The 17,110-nt window shown below is 33.8% G+C and carries 16 protein-coding genes and 1 pseudogene; 13 read left to right on the top strand and 4 right to left on the bottom strand.

The window, feature by feature from the left end; genetic code table 11:
* The first annotated feature begins 205 nt into the window (after positions 1 to 205).
* The 6 genes from AC0VXV_RS02375 (at position 206) to AC0VXV_RS02400 (ending at position 5,893) form a co-directional block, all read left to right on the top strand.
* The gene (locus tag AC0VXV_RS02375) at positions 206 to 622 is read left to right on the top strand and encodes a MarR family winged helix-turn-helix transcriptional regulator (RefSeq protein WP_475530179.1); all 417 of its coding nucleotides are present in this window, start codon (positions 206 to 208) and stop codon (positions 620 to 622) included.
* Positions 619 to 1,806 carry an MFS transporter gene (locus tag AC0VXV_RS02380; RefSeq protein WP_475530180.1) on the top strand — a complete coding sequence of 396 codons (1,188 nt, stop codon included), beginning with the start codon at positions 619 to 621 and terminating at the stop codon, positions 1,804 to 1,806. The genes AC0VXV_RS02375 and AC0VXV_RS02380 overlap by 4 nt, the downstream gene beginning before the upstream one ends.
* Before the next feature lie 151 nt (positions 1,807 to 1,957).
* Positions 1,958 to 3,124, top strand: a complete 1,167-nt coding sequence (locus tag AC0VXV_RS02385) for an aminotransferase-like domain-containing protein (RefSeq protein ID WP_475530181.1) — start codon at positions 1,958 to 1,960, stop codon at positions 3,122 to 3,124.
* Between the two features lie 137 nt (positions 3,125 to 3,261).
* Positions 3,262 to 4,194, top strand: coding sequence for a LytTR family transcriptional regulator DNA-binding domain-containing protein (locus AC0VXV_RS02390; protein ID WP_475530182.1), 933 nt, complete (start codon positions 3,262 to 3,264; stop codon positions 4,192 to 4,194).
* Positions 4,195 to 4,337: 143 nt separating this feature from the next.
* Positions 4,338 to 5,186: an ABC transporter ATP-binding protein gene (locus tag AC0VXV_RS02395; protein ID WP_475531386.1), complete on the top strand. Its 849-nt coding sequence runs from the start codon at positions 4,338 to 4,340 to the stop codon at positions 5,184 to 5,186.
* Entirely contained in the window at positions 5,183 to 5,893 is a 711-nt protein-coding gene (locus tag AC0VXV_RS02400; RefSeq protein WP_475530183.1) for an ABC transporter permease, read from the top strand. The genes AC0VXV_RS02395 and AC0VXV_RS02400 overlap by 4 nt, the downstream gene beginning before the upstream one ends.
* A gap of 138 nt (positions 5,894 to 6,031) precedes the next feature.
* Here AC0VXV_RS02400 and AC0VXV_RS02405 read toward each other — a convergent pair whose 3' ends face one another.
* A complete protein-coding gene (locus tag AC0VXV_RS02405; protein ID WP_008404655.1) occupies positions 6,032 to 6,232 on the bottom strand; it encodes a cold-shock protein in 201 nt (66 codons plus the stop codon).
* Positions 6,233 to 6,793: 561 nt separating this feature from the next.
* Between AC0VXV_RS02405 and AC0VXV_RS02410 the strand changes: the two are divergent.
* From AC0VXV_RS02410 to AC0VXV_RS02430, 5 genes and pseudogenes are all read left to right on the top strand, one after another.
* Positions 6,794 to 7,381, top strand: a pseudogene (locus tag AC0VXV_RS02410) (toprim domain-containing protein); the annotation flags it as partial.
* 504 nt (positions 7,382 to 7,885) lie between these two features.
* Positions 7,886 to 8,638 (top strand): ABC transporter ATP-binding protein, encoded by a 753-nt coding sequence (locus tag AC0VXV_RS02415; protein ID WP_475530184.1) that lies wholly within the window; start codon positions 7,886 to 7,888, stop codon positions 8,636 to 8,638.
* A gap of 12 nt (positions 8,639 to 8,650) precedes the next feature.
* Positions 8,651 to 10,615: an FtsX-like permease family protein gene (locus tag AC0VXV_RS02420; RefSeq protein WP_475530185.1), complete on the top strand. Its 1,965-nt coding sequence runs from the start codon at positions 8,651 to 8,653 to the stop codon at positions 10,613 to 10,615.
* A 96-nt stretch (positions 10,616 to 10,711) separates the two neighbouring features.
* Positions 10,712 to 12,298 (top strand): ATP-binding protein, encoded by a 1,587-nt coding sequence (locus AC0VXV_RS02425; RefSeq protein ID WP_475530186.1) that lies wholly within the window; start codon positions 10,712 to 10,714, stop codon positions 12,296 to 12,298.
* Positions 12,267 to 12,887 carry a response regulator gene (locus AC0VXV_RS02430; RefSeq protein ID WP_475530187.1) on the top strand — a complete coding sequence of 207 codons (621 nt, stop codon included), beginning with the start codon at positions 12,267 to 12,269 and terminating at the stop codon, positions 12,885 to 12,887. The genes AC0VXV_RS02425 and AC0VXV_RS02430 overlap by 32 nt, the downstream gene beginning before the upstream one ends.
* A gap of 417 nt (positions 12,888 to 13,304) precedes the next feature.
* Here the strand turns inward: AC0VXV_RS02430 and AC0VXV_RS02435 are convergent, their stop codons facing one another.
* The 3 genes from AC0VXV_RS02435 to AC0VXV_RS02445 all read right to left on the bottom strand — a co-directional run bounded on the left by AC0VXV_RS02435 (position 13,305) and on the right by AC0VXV_RS02445 (position 15,334).
* Positions 13,305 to 13,544 (bottom strand): hypothetical protein, encoded by a 240-nt coding sequence (locus tag AC0VXV_RS02435; RefSeq protein ID WP_475530188.1) that lies wholly within the window; start codon positions 13,542 to 13,544, stop codon positions 13,305 to 13,307.
* A gap of 92 nt (positions 13,545 to 13,636) precedes the next feature.
* Positions 13,637 to 14,994, bottom strand: a protein-coding gene (locus AC0VXV_RS02440) for an IS3 family transposase (protein WP_475530189.1) whose coding sequence is annotated in 2 segments (ribosomal slippage) — positions 13,637 to 14,541 and positions 14,541 to 14,994 — 1,359 coding nt in all. Because the reading frame shifts where the segments join, the coding sequence is not laid out codon by codon here.
* Positions 14,995 to 15,133: 139 nt separating this feature from the next.
* Positions 15,134 to 15,334, bottom strand: coding sequence for a hypothetical protein (locus tag AC0VXV_RS02445; protein ID WP_475530190.1), 201 nt, complete (start codon positions 15,332 to 15,334; stop codon positions 15,134 to 15,136).
* 155 nt (positions 15,335 to 15,489) lie between these two features.
* On the opposite strand from AC0VXV_RS02445, the gene AC0VXV_RS02450 reads away from it, so the two are divergent.
* Positions 15,490 to 15,729 carry a hypothetical protein gene (locus AC0VXV_RS02450; RefSeq protein WP_475530191.1) on the top strand — a complete coding sequence of 80 codons (240 nt, stop codon included), beginning with the start codon at positions 15,490 to 15,492 and terminating at the stop codon, positions 15,727 to 15,729.
* A 367-nt stretch (positions 15,730 to 16,096) separates the two neighbouring features.
* A complete protein-coding gene (locus AC0VXV_RS02455; protein ID WP_475531387.1) occupies positions 16,097 to 16,615 on the top strand; it encodes an NUDIX hydrolase in 519 nt (172 codons plus the stop codon).
* The last annotated feature ends 495 nt before the right edge of the window (positions 16,616 to 17,110 follow it).

The raw sequence follows: 17,110 nt of genomic DNA on the forward strand, positions 1-17,110 counted from the left end.
AGGAGCTACAGGTAATTTTTTATATGATTTCCCAAATAACGAGTAAGTGCATAACCTAATTTATCAGCTTCCAAACCTATTTAGCTCTCTACTTCATATCAAATTCAACTGTGTTTAGTAAAAAAGATTGACAAATGAAGCAGATTTTTATTTAATTAGTTAGGTTAACTAACCATTTTAGAAAAAATAGGGAGGTAATCTAATTATGACTTTCTTTTTACAATTGCACCGTTTTCATAAACGATATACGCAGCGTCTTACTAATATACTGGCAGTGCATGAACTATCCAATGCCAACTGGTCTTTGATGCAATATTTGGCGAATGAAGAGCTGGTGACAATGAGTCAGATCGCGAAATATTGGGATGTTGAAAAGCCGACTGTTTCTGCAAATGTTAAGACATTGACGAAACGAGAGCTTATTCAAATGAAACAAGGAAATGACAGACGGGAAAAATATATAAGTTTGACGGAAAAAGGAGAAAGATTGTATGAAAATATTTCCCCGGAAATTAAATTTCTACAAAATCAGCTATTAAATAACCTGTCAGACGAACAACAGGAGCTTTTCGAAAAAGTGCTGTCTGATATGGAGAAAATATTGAAAGAAGGGCTAGAATGAGGGAAGTAAAAGAACCAATTTGGACGAAGGATTTTATCATTGTATCGATCATTAACTTTATAGCGATCTTAATATTCTTCCTACTAATGGTGACCATTTCAAGTTATGCAGTAGACAAGTACCAAGTTTCTACAAGTATTGCAGGACTTGTTTCAAGTATTTTTATTATCGGGTCATTGATTGGTCGGATAGGGGCAGGGCGTCTCATCAGCAATATCGGACCGCAAAAGATGCTTTTAATTGGTCTTATCGTATTTTTCGTATCTACAACACTTTATTTAATGGAATGGGGCGTTGTTTATTTATTGATCGTCCGCTTATTGCAAGGGATTGCTGTCGGGACGGTCGGAACAGCGACAGGTACGATTGTTGCTATGATTTTACCGGCATCACGTAGAGGGGAAGGGATTGGATACTTTAGTTTAAGTGCAATTTTAGCGACAGCAATTGGACCGTTTGTCGGTATGTTTATGCTGAAGCTTGAAAATGGCTTTGATGTCATTTTCTATATGAACACTGCCCTTTCACTTATATTATTAGTCGCATATTTCTTTGTTAAAATTTCTTTACCACAACCTAATAAACAAAAAGGGAATCAGACAGAGAAGCTTTCATTCCTGGAAAAATTCATTGAACCAAAAGCGCTTCCGATTTCATTTATTGCCTTATTAATTGGCTTTGCATACTCGGGAGTTATGACGTTCATTACGTTTTATGCAGGAGAAATTAATTTAGTTGAAGCGGCAAGCTACTTTTTCTTAGCCTATGCGGGGGTTGTCGTTATTTCCCGCCCATTTACCGGGAAATTGATGGATGTGCGTGGTCCAAATATTATTATTTATCCATGTCTAGCCGTTTTCGCGATTGGAATGATGCTGTTTAGTCAGGCTTCAGAAGGCTGGATGCTGTTACTTGCAGCTGTTCTTATTGGCTTTGGCTACGGGAACTTCAATTCTATTGCCCAAACGATTGCAGTTAAAGTAACGGAGCCGCATCGATTTGGCTTAGCAACATCCACATACTTCATTTTATATGATTTAGGATTAGGTGTAGGGCCATTTATTTTAGGGATGATTGAACCTTACACAACATACCGTACAATCTTCGTATCGATGATTCCGCTAATTCTTATCTGTATTCCGCTTTACTATTTATTAGTAGGAAGAAAGCGGAAATTGGTATAAGTTCTGTCAGGGTAATTTGATCAGAATGACAGCTTCATGTCATTAACTTACTAGCAATAAGCATGTATCTTCTTAAATGGTACATGCTTATTGTTTATTTGGTTAAAAAGTGATAAAATTTTGAAAATTACAAAAAGGAAGAGAGTTCACTATGCAATATTCTGATAGTATTTTAAAAACACCGTCATCATTCATCCGAAATATTTTAAAGGTAACGGATGCATACGACGTCATTTCATTTGCGGGAGGCTTGCCAAATCCAATCTCATTTCCAATTGATGAGTTAAAGCAGTCGGTAAATGATGCGATTGATGTAAATGGTGCAAAGGTATTTCAATATTCTCCAACACAAGGCTATTTGTCGCTACGTCAGTATATTGCAGACAAATATAATAATAAGCAATCGAATTTAAATTATACAGCAGATGATGTACTTATTACGACAGGATCCCAGCAGGCATTGGAGCTTATTTCTAAAGTTCTGCTGAACAAAGGGGACGGGGTTGTTATTGAGGAGCCCGGTTATTTAGGAGCGATCCAGGCATTTACATTACGTGAACCAAGTTTCCACGGTGTCACATTGGAAACAGAAGGACTGAATGTAGAACAGTTGAAGGATGCGCTAAAACAGCCGAATGTGAAAATGGTCTACACAGTTCCGAATTTCCAAAATCCTACTGGGTTAACGTATACGAAAGAGCGCCGTGAAGAAGTATTTGAAGCGGTAAAAGATCAAGATGTCATTTTTATCGAGGATGATCCATACGGAGAGCTTCGTTTTACTGGGGAACACTTGCCATATATCGCAGCTGGGAAGATGACAAACAGTGTCGTACTAGGTTCGTTTTCAAAAACGGTTACACCGGGTATGCGCCTAGGTTATATTTTGACGAAAAACCATGAACTTCTAAATCATGTCGAAACAGCGAAGCAGGCAACGGATTTACATACAAACATTTTCGCACAATACATTTTGCATCAGTATTTAACGACTAATGAGTATAATGCGCATGTTGAAAAAATTATAGCGCTATATAAAACACAAGCCGATGCGATGCTGGCTGCAATGGAAAAATATTTCCCGTCATATGTAAAATATACGAGACCTGAAGGCGGGATGTTTGTATGGGTAACTCTCCCAGAAGGAGTAAATGCCCTTGATAAGTTTTCGGAAGCGATGGAGAAAAAAGTGGCATTTGTGCCGGGAAATCCATTTTATACGGATAGAGAATCAGTAAACACACTGCGTCTAAACTATACAAATGCAACACCTGAAATTATTGAAGAGGGTATTAAACGTTTAGCGGAAATTTTATAAGGTAATTTAGAGAAGCTATTGCTTGGAGGAATCCGAGTGATAGCTTTTCTTTTTTTGTAAATTTACAGAAGAACAAAAGGAAAATAATTGTATAATTATATTAGTTGTCAAAATGCGATGTGAAGGGGTGCAATAATATGAAAATAATGTTTGAATCTATAACGGAATTTGGCGATATACTTTTACCTGCATTTGAAGTACAAGCACAATCACCGTCAATCAATATATATACAGATGTGACAAAAATAAATTACATAATAAAACAATTATCAACAACAACAGGAATCTATGTTCATCAGCAAGATACTGGACATTATGAGCGACTTACAGTAGAAGAAACTTTTCGCTTTTATTTGAATTTACATAATAGAGATGATTCTGTAGAGTCACTAATCCGGGAATTTGGATTAGAACAACTGAAAAAAGTGCGGGCAGATAAATTAACTTTAAGCGAACGCCGTTTACTTGTTTTTTTAAAAGTATACATACAGCAAAATGATGTAATTGTTTTGAACGAACCTTTCCAAAACTTACAGCAAGCCGAGCGTAAAGTCATCTTGCATTTAATCTCAAAACTACAGCAATCGGGAAAGAAAATGATAATACTTTCAAATAACTTAGAGCACTTAATCCATTTAGAAGGTGACATTTTCAGGCTTGATCTGGAAGGGCTACATACACTTGATGTGAAAGAAGAGCAAACTGAACAAGCATCAACAGAACCTGTTCAGCTTAAAATCGAAAAAATCCCTACAAAGAAAAATGAAAAAATCATATTATTTAATCCGCCTGAAATCGACTATATCGAAAGTGTGGAAGGGGAAGTGTTTGTTTATGTTGCTGGAGAAGGGTATCCTTGCACGCTAACTCTGAGTGAACTTGAGAAGCGTTTGCACCATTTCGGTTTTTTCCGTTGTCACCGATCCTATATCGTCAATTTACAAAAAGTAAGGGAAATAATTACTTGGACTCGCAACAGTTACAGCTTATCCCTTCAAGGTACAAACAAATCGGAAGTACCATTATCACGTACAAAACTTACGGAGTTAAAAGAAATTGTCGGAATATAGATTTCCTGGGAAATAGCCTGTGCAATTCATCGGTCTATAACACCAAATAACTTCAATTTGCGACAATTCACCGTCGAAATAATGCCGTCATCCCCACCTTTCATTAAATTAAAGGTAACACCGAAATTAGGGAGGAACAAATGATGACAAACATTATTGAAGTTCAAAATTTGCAAATGAAGTTTGGGAAAGAAGAAGCATTAAAGAATGTGTCCTTTTCCATTAAAAATGGAGAGATTTTCGGTTTCCTCGGTCCAAGCGGGTCAGGAAAAACGACGACAATAAAAATTTTAACAGCACAACTCACACAGACGAACGGGCAAGCGTTTGTTTTTGAAAAACCAGCAAGTGAAATGAATAGTGTCCAACAGAAAAAGAAGTTTGGTATTTTGACAGATAACAGTGGGTTATATCAACGACTTTCTATTGAAGAAAACCTATTGCTGTACTGTCGTTTATATAACCTCCCTGAACGTACGATAGAAGAAGCACTTGCGTTTGTTAACTTGCAGAAGGACCGAAAAAAGAAGGTTAACCAGCTGTCAAAAGGGATGATGCAGCGTGTTATTTTAGCACGTACGATTATGCACAAGCCGCCTCTGCTCTTTTTGGATGAACCTACTTCCGCCTTGGATCCGGTAAATGCCCAACATATTTATAACGGGTTGCGCCAACTAAATGATTTAGGAACGACCATCTTTTTAACAACGCATAATATGGCGGAGGCTGAGCTGTTATGTGACCGAATAGCATTTTTGCACAAAGGGGAAATTCGGGAAATTGATTCACCTGCTGCACTGAAGAAAAAATATAGTGACCAGTCTTTTACGGTCGAACTTGAAAATGGGGAAGAGCATGTTGTCCATAATGGTGAGCAGGGGGCACTGAAAGTAATGGAATGGATGAAAGCGGCACGAGTATCGCGTATGTATTCCAACGAACCCACATTAGGGGATATTTTCGTACAATTAACAGGGAGTGATTTAAAATGAACATGTCAATGAAGCGAATTCAAGCTATTTTTGTGAAAGATTATAAGGAGTTTTCACGTAATTATGCGGTATCATCCGTTATCCTTATGCCTATAATATTGGCGATATTTTACGGTCGTATTGGTTCAACTTCAATGGATATGTACTTTTTCCCTATCAATATGACGTTTTCAATGGTAACTGCATATATTCAGGCATGTCTGATCGCTGAAGAGAAAGAGAGAAATACGTTACGTGTTCTCATGATGTCCCCAGCTTCAACAGTTGATATTCTATTAGGAAAAAGCTTACTCGTATTTTTAACAACAGCTGTTATTTTGGCGGTCTCTTCTTACTTAGTCGGATACACACCGAATGACATTATTACAATTTCAATTGCATTGGCAATTTCAGCTGTTTTTTACTTAGCATTAGGAACGATTTGCGGTTTATTTACAAAATCGATTATGGAAGCTTCGTTAGCAGTGTTACCGGTTATGGTGATCTTTACTTTTGGACCATTAGCAATTACTTTAGGTGAAAGTAATGTACTCGTGAAATTGGTTGAATGGTTGCCGAGCACACAGTTACTGCGAATAGCGGAACTTTCACAAGCAGGGGCGAACTTTTCGGAGTTAATCAGTGCATTTATCATCATTACGATTTGGACGATAGTAGCTGTTATCATTTCGATTATATTATTTATGAAACGTACGAAAGATGAATAGGCTTGGAAATAGAAAAAGCTGTGCCGAAAGTTAAACTTAGGCACAGCTGTTTTTTTGATTATTATGAAACTATAAAAAGAAGCATACCCGATAGAGTATGCTTCTTGCAACTAACTATGTGAACTTAATTCGTTAGAATTAAAGTTTTGTTACGTTAGTAGCTTGTGGGCCACGGTTGCCTTCTTCAACGTCGAATTCAACTTTTTGACCTTCGTCTAAAGTTTTGAAACCTTCGCCTTGGATAGCTGAGAAGTGTACGAATACATCGTTACCGCCTTCAACTTCGATGAAACCGAAACCTTTTTCTGAGTTAAACCATTTTACTGTACCTTGTTGCATGAGAGAAAACCTCCAAAAAATTAATTAATTGAATTGCTAAATGTATAAAAAATTCACACATTAAAAAAGGGAGCGTACACGTTCACTTTTTTAATATGTGAATTGATCGTAAACAGCTTAAGCAATTTAATTAAGTTTATTGTATAACAACATTATCCAAATGTCTACTAAAAATATTCGAAATGAAGAGGAAAATTTTGATTTTTCGTACAAATGAAGGGAAAGTATGAGGTGAATATATCGAGTTAATAGTACTTTACTAAGTAAATTAACGGAATAATAAGTAAAAATTTATGTATGGGAATAATTTTTTTACCTTTTATTAAAAAACATATTCACTACAACTAACCGCAAACAATTTTTAAGTTTTATTTGAATAATTTTGTTTCTTAATACTAATATACCCGAGCTTTCAAAAACCTAAACATCATATTATATTCTTATAACAATTTTTTTAACATCTTAATATGTATTCCAAAAACGGGTCGTAATTCAAATACATCTAGGTACTATTGATGTATGGTATAGTTGGTTCAAAGAATTACGAAAGGATTGTTTACAATGGTTAAAAGCTTAGTATTAGCAGAGAAACCTTCAGTAGCACGCGATATTGCGAATGTGCTGAAGTGTCATAAAAAAGGTAATGGATTTTTAGAAGGAGACAAATATATCGTCACATGGGCGTTAGGACATTTATCAACACTGGCAGATCCGGAAAGCTACGACGAGAAATATAAGAATTGGGATTTAGCCGATTTACCAATACTGCAGGAACGTCTGAAATTAACAACAATCAAGCAAACAAGCAAACAGTACAATGCAGTGAAATCACAGCTTACACGTAATGATGTCAATTAAATTATCATTGCAACAGATGCAGGTCGCGAAGGGGAACTAGTTCCAGGCTGGATTATTGAACGTGCAAAAGTAAATAAACCGGTTAAACGATTATGGATATCATCTGTTACCGATAAAGCAATTAAAGAAGGCTTTGCGAATTTAAAGCCGGGTAAAGCATATGAAAACCTGTATTATGCAGCGGTTGCCCGAAGTGAAGCCGACTGGTATATCGGGCTGAACGCAAGTCGTGCATTATCGACGAAGTTCAATGCACAGCTTAATACAGGTCGTGGACAGTTGTATACTGTCAAGAGTATGGGCAAAATTTGTTAATCTAGATTTTATCTAGGTTGTATGAATTTCGCCCATTTTATTTTGGGCAAAAAATCAAAAATACCCCCAAAAATTGAATAATACCTTTAATTTTTCAGAGTTGCTGATTTTAAAAAAAGTAATTTATAAATTCTTGAATTGATAAAAAATGTTTGTTGTTATGTATTTTCTTATTCCACAATCGGGCCAGATTGTTGAATAAAAAATTTTTTAAGCTGGCTGATTTGAAATAGATTAAAAATGCTTGCATGTAAATAAGAAACCCAGTTTATCTTCTCAACATATGAAGATAGCTGGGTTTTTACAGTTTAATGTAAAAATAACATTAAAGTGATATCGATTAATTAGGAAGCGTCTGTTAAATAATAGATTGTTACTAAGGAATACGGCTTTAGTTGAAACATTGCGTTTTTTACTCATGCTCCCTTCAAGTATAAGTTTTAAACTAATCGTGTAAATAACTTGAAAGGGGCAATGAAAGTGAAAGCGATATTAACGGCAAGAGATGTAGTAAAGGTTTATAACAAAAATCAGGTAGCAGGACTTAATAAAGTATCCCTTGATATTGAATCAGGTGAATTTATTGGAATTATGGGAGTTTCAGGTTCGGGAAAAACAACATTACTAAACATTTTATCGACTATTGATAGGCCTACTAGTGGAAATATTGTAATCAATGGGGTAAACATCAATAAACTAAATGAAAAAAAGGCTGCTGATTTTAGGAAAAGTAATTTAGGCTTTATTTTTCAAGAGTATTATTTATTAGATAGTTTAACTGTAAAGGAAAATATCTCAGTTCCACTTACATTGTTGAAAAAATCTCCACAAGAAATTGAAGTGTCTATAAATAGTCTAGCAGAGCGTTTCGGAATAAAAGAACAGCTATCTAAGTACCCTAATCAACTATCTGGTGGACAAAAACAAAGAGTAGCTGCAGCAAGGGCTATTATAAAAAAACCTTCACTTCTATTTGCAGATGAACCAACGGGTGCATTAGATTCAAAATCTGCAACAGCCTTGTTAAACAAGTTAAGAGAGGTGAATGAGGAACTTCAAACTACTATCTTAATGGTGACTCACGATGCCTATACCGCTAGTTTTTCAAGTAGAATTCTCATGTTTAGGGATGGAAATATTATTAAGGAAATAAGAAGAAATAATCGTACTAGAAAAGAATTCCTTGAAGATATTTTAACAGAAGTCACAAGCATTGAAGTTTCCAACGAATAGGAGTTGATATCCTTGGGTTTATTAAAAATAGCATATAAGAATTTAAAAAAGAACTTTTCTTTTTATTCTCTTTACTTTATTTCGGTTGCCTTTGTATTAATGGTATTTTTCTCCTTCATCTCTTTTGCCATGAACGATATTATTATGGAGAAAATATCATCCGATGGTAGGGTGGAAACCATGTCAAAAACAGTTGCCGTTTTTGTTATGGCCTTCGTATTATTTTACATGTCCTATTCAAACTCTTTCTTTTTGAAACGACGAACGAAGGAACTTGGAATCTATTCTCTTTTAGGATATAGAAAATCAAGTATGTTAAAGTTGTTAACCATTGAAAATGTTGTAATTTGTTTATTATCGTTGCTTACAGGGGTAATATTGGGTGCCCTTCTTCACAAAGGTATTATTGAGGTCATTATTAGGGTATTAAAATTGCAAATTGAAACATCAGCGATTCCGTTATTTAACTATGGCGCGATTCTTTTTACTTTAACTTTTGTATTTGCTGTTTTGATTGTATTGTTTTTTTCAAATTGGATTGTCCTTCGAAAAAGCTCTGTCTTAAATTTGGTTCGCATGGAGAAACGTGAAGAAAAGAAAATTAAAGTCAGGTTGAGCCTATCCATTGTAGGGTTGTTATTCATGATTCTTGGGTACATATTAGCGTTTGACATTACTAGAGGTGTAAAATCATTATGGAAAACGATTGGATTTTCACCAATGGCACTTCTGACTATGTCAACAGTAGTAATAGGAACCATTTTTTTTATACATTCGTTTTTACCTTTCTTAATCCATAAATTAGAGCAAAGAAAAAATTGGCTTTATAAGGAAATGAATATTATCGTCCTGCCAAATTTCAAATATAAAATACGGTCAAAGGCAAAGACTTTAATCTTATTAACATTATTAGCTGCCGGTACACTCTCTCTTTTCGCTTCAACTGTACTTTCTGTTTATTATCCGGTAGCAGCCACGGAACGGATTATCCCATCAGCTATAGAATTTCCGGTAGAAGATAAAGTTATGGCGAGTAAAGCACTTGAGATAGTGAAGGGGACGAATAATGTTGAAGATATGAAATATAGTGAAACAACGATTATACAAGTAATATCCTCTTCAGCCAACTTACCTTTTGAATATAACGTTAAGGAAGCATCGGGCTTTGATTTGATTTCCGAATCAGATTATAGGGAGCTTATAGAGCTTCAAAACAAAGCTGCAAAAATTGAAAAGTTGAAAGATGATGAGGCAATTTTAGTAAAGTATCGGCCAGAGGAAGGTGATCCCGATAAAGGGAATGTCTATAATTTAAATTTGTCAGCTAGTGATAAAGTAGAAGTAATGGTCAAAGAGACAACCCTAATAAATCCAATTGGGTTTGCGAATAGCATTGCAACATTAATTATCTCAGATACTCTTTATCAAGAAATAAAGACATTAGATCTTCCTGAAAAAACGATAATGAGTATTGATGGACAAAATATGAGAGATAACAAAGAAGTTTATGAAAATCTAGAACCACTGTTTAAAGATGACCCTTATTTTTCAAGTAGTTATCAAAGAAATGAAGTCATTACCCAAGCGAATAGTTCTACATTTTTACTTATTTCCTTTGTTACCATTATCTTTTTTGTTGCAACGGGGAGTATACTCTACTTCCATAATATTTCTAGTATAATGGCGGATAAAGACGACTTTATGATATTAAATCGAATGGGTTATAACAATAAAATGATGAAGAAAATAATTAACAAACAAATTTTGGCTTTGTTTGGCATCCCATATGTTTTAGGTGTAACACATAGTACCTTTGCTATAATAGCCTACAAGTCGGCTCTAATGGATGATCTGCTAGGAAGAAACAGCGCCTTTATACTTCCTGTATTGGTAGCTGTAGTTATTTTTACAATTGTTTATATTATTTATTATGTGGTAACAAAAAGAGCTTGTTATAAAATTATTTTTACAAATTAGATTTTCAAAAAAGCTGATGGACAGTGGATGTCTATCAGCTTTTCTTAAAAATAGATTGTATAATGATTTTAGAAAGTGAACAGAGGTAATAAGAATATGAAAAAATCCTATGAGAGAAAGCAACTTTTTATTTTACTGAATCAAATTCTGGTTATCTTATATTTATGTTATCAGTATACAATGATCAACTTTGCTGGAATGGAAAATTTAATACCATTAATTATTATATCCTTAATTATTATAGATGCGGCGTACATAAGCTACAAAAATATTAAAGGGAATATCACACTATCTAGATTTACAAACTTATTAATTTTAGTAGCATGGCAATTTTTATTTTCTTTAGATGAAAGTAGTACTTTTTATACATTAAGTACATTACTTAGCGTTGTAATCCTGTATAAATCGGTTCAATTTTTGTTCATCTTCTTTTTTCAGGATACTGCCTATACATATAAACAGAGAATAGGCTGGACTTTAACGTTCATATGCCTGTTGACGTTAATATCAATATTTATAAACGAAAGGTTATTTGCGGTACTATTTTTCCTTCAGTGGGTTTTAAGCTTTGGCTGTATTACTTTTCTATTTATAAAGCATCGCAAACGAATTTCCTTTGTTTTAATTAGTGAGAAAAAGCATTTTCTTAAAACAGGTCTCATTATTTTTGTCTCATTTGTTGGATACGTAATGATATTTGCTGACAAACCAGAATACCTAAGTAATTTTGGGTGGTATGTGATGATTATTTTCCCTTTATTTAGTGTTCATTCAATTGCTTTTAAAAACACTGGGAGTGTGGAGGCATATATTCCATTTAAGAAAACAAATGTCTATGTGATGTGCTTTTTAGCACTTATCAGTATTTTCTTACTTGGATTGTTATTTCAATTTAATATAATAAGTCATTTTATCGTCATTCAAATGATTCTTTTGTTTGTATTACTTCGTTTTACATTAATGTATAAAGAACTGCAAAGCACTATTTTGGAAAAAGATAATTACAAAGTAGCCCGTGATAATTTTTCTCATAATTTGATGCAAGTGAGGAAAGAGGAGGAACTAAAAAGTAATGTATCCAATTATTTACACGATGAAATTTTACAAGATATATTATCCATAAAAAACATGATTAATAAATCTGACAAAGAAGAAGTTCGAACAATCATTTTTGAAACGTTAGATAACCTTAATCTATCAATACGAGATCAAATGCAAGAATTCCATCCAACTTTATTAAAATCACTCACCTTAAAAGAAAATTATGGTTATCTTTTGAAAACATTAGAACAGAATTATGGCAAAGGAGAAATAGAAATAATTTTCAACTGCATGAATGGTTTATTTTTAGTTGATCCGTATCATCTTGTTGTTTATCGGATTTTAAAAGAACTGGTTACAAACGCAATAAAGCATTCTCAATGCTCAAAGATAACGGTAACATTGAAACAGGACAAGGAAAAAGTTGAACTAATAGTATCGGATGATGGAACAGGATTAAAGGAAAAGGTATATGGAAAAGTTGGATCTACTCATCATAAAGGACTTAACTCTATCAATGAACAATTATTCTTATTAAATGGTAAAATGACTATTTTGGATAACGAACCTAATGGTTTATCTGTCTGTATTCAAATTTTCATGAAAGGAGATGATTCCTATCAATATTTTATTAATCGATGATCATGTTTTATTTGCAAAGAGTTTAAAGATTGCTTTTGAGGATTATGAACAAATAAATCAATTTTCTATAATACAAGATATCAATCATGTTATGTCAGTAATAGAAAACGTCAAGCCGGACATTACTTTAATCGATATCAATTTAAGCAATATAAGCAATGAAGATGGTTTAGAGCTAGCTAAAAACATTATTAATAGAGGATGTAAAACTAAAATAGTAATGTTGACAGGTTATGATCTCCCCGTTTATCGACATGAAGCAAAAAAGATTGGGGTAAGTGGCTTTATTAATAAAAATATTATGCCAGATAAATTATTGGAAATATTAATAGATATTAATAATGGTACTTCCTATTTTCCAGAGTCCTCGGAATTTGTAGAAGAATTGACTGATAGTGAAAAACAAATTTTACAATTACTAGCTAATGGGTATAAGCGCAAAGATATTGCTTCCATTGTTTTTGCTAGCGAACGTACAGTTTCAAATCATATTCAACATATATTTGACAAGTTGAATGTATCATCATCATTAGAAGCTGTGACTAAAGGAATTAAATTTGGCTATATTCAACCTAATTATAAAGAATAGTATTTGTATTTAATTTTCTATTATTAAACAGGCAAATAAAAACTCTTCTGATATTTAACAAATCTGCTAATAGAAGCTGGGCGTTATTCAAGAATCGGGCGCTTTTCGTGAATAGAAAAGTGCTTTATTCAATTATAGGGCCATATTGTGGAGCAACGTTTTTATTGGGGAAGTGTAAGAGAAGATTCAGATTTATACCGATAAAAGAATGGCTATACAAATTTTTATGCAAATTAAAGATCATGCCCAGCAATTATAAAAGCTGCTTTAGTAACGTTTCATTGACTTGCATAAATCACATATAAATAATGTTCCATATGAAAAGCGAGAAACGTTATTAAATCACGTTTCCCGCATTTTGGTGTATGCCCAAACTTTGATTTGGGAACGTTTATTTGTATGGAAATGAATATTGATTTATCGTTTTTTTATGGTGAATTCTTCATATTCTCCCCAAATTATGTACGCTAAACCTATCAATAACGCAATAACACTACATACGCTTAAAGGATAGCCGATATATTCCAACATTGCGTTAAATAATTCTTTGTTGTAACTAACTAGACCTGAACCAAAGATGGCTGCACTTATATATTTTGCTGACAATAAAAATGCTGCGATAGCAATAAAAGCAACACCTGTTCCACGTTTGTTCATACAATGCCCCCTTTTTTATTATTCTAAAATATTTACTCTCATTCAAACATTCCCTAAGATGAAGTGACCCCTAAAAGTTAGACACGGTAATTTCAGGCAACCATTTGGGCATGAGTTCGATATTGTATCGGGCTCATGCCTTTTAATTTTGCCTTAATCCGTTTTGTATTGTAGTAGTTGATATATTTTTCTAGTTCTCTTTTGAATTGCTCGATATTTTCAAATTCCTTTAAATAGAGGAATTCAGATTTCATGATGCCAAAGAAATTCTCCATCACGGAGTTATCGTAACAGTTACCTTTACGGGACATACTTTGCGCAACGCCTCTTTTTTCAAGACTGTGGCGATATTGTTTCATTTGATAATGCCAGCCTTGATCCGAATGCATTAATAGCTGGTGGTCTTCTGTTAAGCGTTCTAACGCCTTTTCTAACATGTCAGAAACCAATGAATACGTGGGTCTTGAGCCAATCGTATACGTAATAATTTCACCATTAAATAGATCTAAAACAGGCGATAAATAAAGCTTTTCTCCGAATAATTTAAACTCTGTAATATCGGTTACCCATTTTTCATTTGGAGCCTCTGCGGTAAAATTACGAGCTAAAATATTTGGCGTAATTTTACCGACTGTGCCTTTATACGATTTATATTTTTTCATGCGTACTAAGCACTTTAAACCTAGCTCTTTCATGATGCGTTGAACCTTCTTATGATTCACTTTTTGCCCACGATTCGCTAACTCATCACGAATACGACGATAACCATAACGGCCTTCATGTTCATCGTAAATCGCTTGAATTTCGACCTTTAACTCAGCGTTCGGATCGGGTTGATTCATCTTCTTCACTATATCATAGTACGTACTGCGTTTAATTTCTGCGAATGCCACAAGTGCTTTCACTGAATATTTATGCCTTAATTCACAAATGACTTTTACTTTGTCTTTCGTGGTGATTTTTCTTTGGCTTGAACTAAGGCATTCAACTTTTTTAAATACTCGTTTTCCATTTCAAGCTGTTTAATGCGAGCTTGAAGTGCTTGAGTAGAGCCTTCTACTGGTGTTTTCTTAGATTGTTTAGCCGTTTCTTTTTTCATGGATAGACGCCCCTTTTTCTTTGGCTGAAGGGCATCCTTTCCTTGTGCTTCGAATTGTTTTTTCCAATTTCGTATCGTTGAAGCAGCCGCTATTTTAAAAATAGCAGCGGTTTCGTATAAGGACGTACCGTGTTCAGTCATGTAGTTAAGTACGTTTAGTTTAAACTGCTTCGTGTAATTTGTATATCGTTTTACAAAGGCCTCTACACCGTTATGTTCATATTGTTTCACCCAGGTTAATAGGTAACGATGGGATACCCCTATATCTGCCGCTACTTTCCTTGAACTTTCTTTTCCATTTACATATCGTTGAACCGCTGCTAATTTATCTTCTGGATTCATTTTAGCCATAGAAAAAACCGCACCTCCTTGTTAGATGTGTCTAACAAATGGGGTGCAGTTCAACTTTGATTTGGGAACGTTATTTTGTATGAAGTTGTATGCTTTATAAATCATTGTTGCAATAAAGTACGGGTTAATTGAGCAAATTTTAAATATCCTTTTTTAAAATACGTTTTAAATCAAAAAGGCCAATTGTCCCACAAATTATTACCCCTAATGATAACAATGCAGACATAAACCAATTATCTCCCCAACTTACAACAACACTATATAAACAACCTATTGCAACAGCTAATGCAGCATAATTTTTGCGCCACTTTTCAAGTTTAGAACTTTTTTTATTACTCAACCTTTATCACGCCTTTGCTCATAAAGTCACCAAAGTATCATTTGGGAACGTTATTTTAAATTGTTATGAATAATTATAGTTTTTGTAATAATAGTTGTCTGTTATAATACTTCTCATTATATAAATATGTAAACTAAAGAAATGAGGAAATACTTTTGATACCATTTAGCGTAGGTATTACAGTAATCGGGATTATTTTAGCAATAATAAGTAAGAACATAAATGTGTTTTGGATGATGTTAATCATTGCTGGTATTGCCTTAGTATTTGATTTAACTCAATTTGCACTTAGATTTATAGATAATTATTGGGTATCTCAAATAATTATTCCTTTCATACTCACTATAATAGTTTTTTTCTTTGCAAAAAAATTCATAAACAAACTCAAAATATAATCCTTAAAAAGAAAAATGTCCCCAAAGCGACGTTTGGTAACATAATTGCAGTCTAGTCCCGTACTCAAAATCGTATTTAGTATACCACATGAATATGACGACCCCTTATTCCACAATCGGGCGCTTTTCTAAAATAAGAAAAGTGCTTTATTCATTTATAGGGCCAGATTGTTGATCATCCTTAAAATTAAATGGATATTTATGTTAAAATGTATGGTGCATATGAATTAAGTTGAATGATTTTACAAATCGTACATAAATGGAAAATTAAGATATGAATTTCATGGCAAGTGAGGAGATTGAGCTTTACTTTAAATTAGGTGGAATTTTTCTAAAATTACTAACAACTGATAAATGGAGGTACAGTATGGAATTATGGGATGTGTATGATATAAATCGTAAAATAACAAATCGTACCTGGGTTCGTGGAGAAAAGCTTCAACCTGGTGATTTACATTTAGTTATTCATATATGTATTTTTAATTCAAATGGGGAAATGCTCATTCAACAAAGGCAGCCCTTCAAAGAGGGGTGGCCGAATATGTGGGACCTTACTGTAGGAGGGAGCGCGATAGCTGGGGATACAAGTCAAATTGCAGCACAAAGAGAATTGTATGAAGAGATAGGTTTGCAATTAGATCTTCAGCAAGTACGTCCTCATTTAACCATTAATTTTGAGAATGGCTTTGATGATATATATTTAATAGAAGAAAATGTACAGTTACATACCCTTACTTTACAGTATGAGGAAGTACAAAATGTGAAATGGGCAAGCAAGAAAGAAATTTTGACTATGATAAAAAATGGAGAGTTTATTCCTTATTATGAAAGCCTTATTCAATTACTATTTGATAGCCGAAAGCAACGGGGTACTATTCGATGGTAGTTAATCTTCAGCAATCGGGCGCTTTTCTAGAATAAGGAAGGTGGTCTTGTATCATTTTTTCATTTGAATCTTCTTAAAAAGAGGAACTAAATATTCTATTAGCTGAATCAGTAATTCTACTAACCAAAAGAACACTCCTATAAGTAGGGCATATTTAAAAAAAGGGGATGTTGAGTACCCAGCAACATAGACACCATATAACAACATAAATAAGAAACCTATTATCCAAAGAGCTTTTTTAAGTTTTATCACATCACGGACCTCATCACTTTAAAAGTAGAATTATAATTATTATCAGTGTATATATTCAAAAGAAACTAGTAAACAATTTGATAAACATTCCCGAATCGACGTTTGGGAATTTTCTTGTACTTAACTATGTGAACGTATTGATTCAATTTAGTTATTCCATAATAGGGCGCTTTTCTTGAATAAGAAAAGTGCTTTAAGGGCCATATTGTTGAATAACATTCTTCTGGGTTAGTGGTAGAAAAG

It is taken from the genome of Solibacillus sp. iso_87 (assembly GCF_056173085.1).

What these genes read in the sequence shown, in the direction of transcription:
- AC0VXV_RS02375 (WP_475530179.1), top strand. Translation starts at nt 206, where the DNA reads ATGACTTTCTTTTTACAATTGCACCGTTTTCATAAACGATATACGCAG.
- AC0VXV_RS02380 (WP_475530180.1), top strand. Translation starts at nt 619, where the DNA reads ATGAGGGAAGTAAAAGAACCAATTTGGACGAAGGATTTTATCATTGTA.
- AC0VXV_RS02385 (WP_475530181.1), top strand. Translation starts at nt 1,958, where the DNA reads ATGCAATATTCTGATAGTATTTTAAAAACACCGTCATCATTCATCCGA.
- AC0VXV_RS02390 (WP_475530182.1), top strand. Translation starts at nt 3,262, where the DNA reads ATGAAAATAATGTTTGAATCTATAACGGAATTTGGCGATATACTTTTA.
- AC0VXV_RS02395 (WP_475531386.1), top strand. Translation starts at nt 4,338, where the DNA reads ATGACAAACATTATTGAAGTTCAAAATTTGCAAATGAAGTTTGGGAAA.
- AC0VXV_RS02400 (WP_475530183.1), top strand. Translation starts at nt 5,183, where the DNA reads ATGAACATGTCAATGAAGCGAATTCAAGCTATTTTTGTGAAAGATTAT.
- AC0VXV_RS02405 (WP_008404655.1), bottom strand. Translation starts at nt 6,232, where the DNA reads ATGCAACAAGGTACAGTAAAATGGTTTAACTCAGAAAAAGGTTTCGGT.
- AC0VXV_RS02425 (WP_475530186.1), top strand. Translation starts at nt 10,712, where the DNA reads ATGAAAAAATCCTATGAGAGAAAGCAACTTTTTATTTTACTGAATCAA.
- AC0VXV_RS02430 (WP_475530187.1), top strand. Translation starts at nt 12,267, where the DNA reads ATGATTCCTATCAATATTTTATTAATCGATGATCATGTTTTATTTGCA.
- AC0VXV_RS02435 (WP_475530188.1), bottom strand. Translation starts at nt 13,544, where the DNA reads ATGAACAAACGTGGAACAGGTGTTGCTTTTATTGCTATCGCAGCATTT.
- AC0VXV_RS02455 (WP_475531387.1), top strand. Translation starts at nt 16,097, where the DNA reads ATGGAATTATGGGATGTGTATGATATAAATCGTAAAATAACAAATCGT.